Source organism: Allosalinactinospora lopnorensis (genome assembly GCF_000981225.1).
Lineage (GTDB): Bacteria > Actinomycetota > Actinomycetes > Streptosporangiales > Streptosporangiaceae > Allosalinactinospora > Allosalinactinospora lopnorensis.
The window spans coordinates 1-1681 of sequence record NZ_LAJC01000171.1; the positions used below are offsets into that span (position 1 = coordinate 1).

Here is a 1681-nt window from a genome sequence, read left to right on the forward strand (position 1 = left end):
GGGCGGGCGGCCCCGGGGCGGGGACGGCCGCGCGACGGTACCGGGTATCGCGGCGAGCTCGGTGCGCAGGTCCCCGACCAGGTCGACGAGCCGCAGCCCCAGGGCGCGGTACACGGCGGCCAGCACCTCGGAGGAGGGCTCTTTGCGGCCCCGCTCGATCTCGGACAGGTAGGGCAGTGACACCTGGGCGGTCTCGGCGACCTCGCGCAGGGTCCGGCCCTGCTCGGTCCGGGCCCGCCGAAGCGCGCCGCCGATGAGGTCGCGCATCAGCGGCTCGTCCGCTTCCTCGGAGGCGGGAACGGCGCGCAGGAGGGGGTCGCTCATGGAGATCTCCGTTGCCGGTCTGCCGTGTCGGATGCCGCCAACACTACGCCGCGCCGCCGGGCGCTTCCATACGCGGACGGAACCGCCCCGCCGGTTCCGCGAACGGCGTAACCGGCCAAGAGGAGGACCTCCTCTCGAAGAGAGGAGGCCGGGGGCAAGGGGGCGTCAGAGTCGGCCGGTCTTGACAGCTTCGAGGAACGACGACCACGCAGCAGCGGTGAACGACAGGGACCCGAGGCGGCGGTTCCGTGTGTCGCGCATGTCCACACTCTCCGCGTGCTCACGGACCTCCACGCACTCGTTGGTCGCCCCGCTGTACGACGACTTGTGCCACTCAGCCATGTTCCAAATCTTTCCGAATCATTTCTGTGGACTCGGCTGGCCCCAGGGTCACGGCTTGAAGCCTGCCGAACAATAACCGGTACCGGGAGACGTCTGCTGCCGATGTGATGATCTGGCCTTCATGGATGCTCTCGGCGTATACCACGTCCGGACCGGCATCTGGTGTGATCACTTTGAACGGCCCGGTGAGCCCAGGATGGCCCCGATAGTTCTCGGGGATGACCTGGACAGAGACACGCCTGGACTCCACCAGCTTTATGACGTGTTCGAGCTGCTCATGTCGAACGTCTTCTGTGGTGAACCGTCGCCGGACAATCATCCCATCAAGGACGACCCATAGCAGCGGCGAGGTCGCCTCCGCGAAATTCTTGGCTCGATTCACGCGTTCGGCGACCGCTGCCGCAACATCGCCGGGCTTCGCCCATGGCACTCCCGCCGTGATCAGCTCGCGGGCGTATTCCTCTGTCTGCAATCAACCCGGGAATACGTTGACCTGGTAATCCATGACGGCCCGGGCGTCGCGAACCAATGCCGTGACTTCCTCCAGCCACGCTTGGCGCCCGCTTCCGGTCAACTCGTCCCACAACCGAGTCAGCCGCTCCCCCGACCTCAATTCCCTGTCCAGTCTGGGGAGAAGGGCGGGTACAGGAGCGCGATAGCCGCGCTCAAGGTTGGAGATGTGGGACGGGCTGACGCCCAGCTTGTCGGCCAGCGCGCCTTGCGTCATGTCGGCCAGCTTGCGCGTCCGCGCCATTTCTCGACCGAAGCGCTGCATCGCCCTCTTGTCCGCCGTCATGGCCGCAGTCCACCACGCCGCAGCATGGCTTGCATAAGAAATTCACAGTTTTCCACAGGACATTTCGAAAGCGCTCGACCTTGGGTTTTTCCTTCCACCTGGGATTCTGTGCGGGCATTGTGAACAGCAGATGGCCCGGGGATGCCTGACGTTCCCCTGGCCACTCCACATGAAAGCGGCCCTGACCGGTGGGTGCACACCGGGCAGGGCCTTAGAGCT

Annotated in this window: 4 protein-coding genes; all 4 read right to left on the reverse strand. The window is 65.7% G+C overall.

Annotated features, from left to right (window positions below):
• On the reverse strand, positions 1-324 hold a 324-nt coding region (locus tag VS93_RS26305), incomplete at its 3' end, for a helix-turn-helix domain-containing protein (RefSeq protein WP_046472529.1).
• 165 nt (positions 325-489) lie between these two features.
• Positions 490-666, reverse strand: a complete 177-nt coding sequence (locus VS93_RS28765; RefSeq protein ID WP_082127219.1) for a DUF397 domain-containing protein — start codon at positions 664-666, stop codon at positions 490-492.
• On the reverse strand, positions 659-1138 hold the full coding sequence (locus VS93_RS27440; RefSeq protein WP_052746021.1) for a DUF5753 domain-containing protein: 480 nt from the start codon (positions 1136-1138) through the stop codon (positions 659-661). Before VS93_RS27440 ends, VS93_RS28765 begins: the two co-directional genes overlap by 8 nt.
• Positions 1139-1462, reverse strand: a complete 324-nt coding sequence (locus VS93_RS27445; protein ID WP_052746022.1) for a helix-turn-helix domain-containing protein — start codon at positions 1460-1462, stop codon at positions 1139-1141.
• Positions 1463-1681 lie beyond the last annotated feature (219 nt).

Coding starts and splice junctions, on each gene's coding strand:
- VS93_RS28765 (WP_082127219.1), bottom strand. CDS start 666: ATGGCTGAGTGGCACAAGTCGTCGTACAGCGGGGCGACCAACGAGTGC.
- VS93_RS27445 (WP_052746022.1), bottom strand. CDS start 1,462: ATGACGGCGGACAAGAGGGCGATGCAGCGCTTCGGTCGAGAAATGGCG.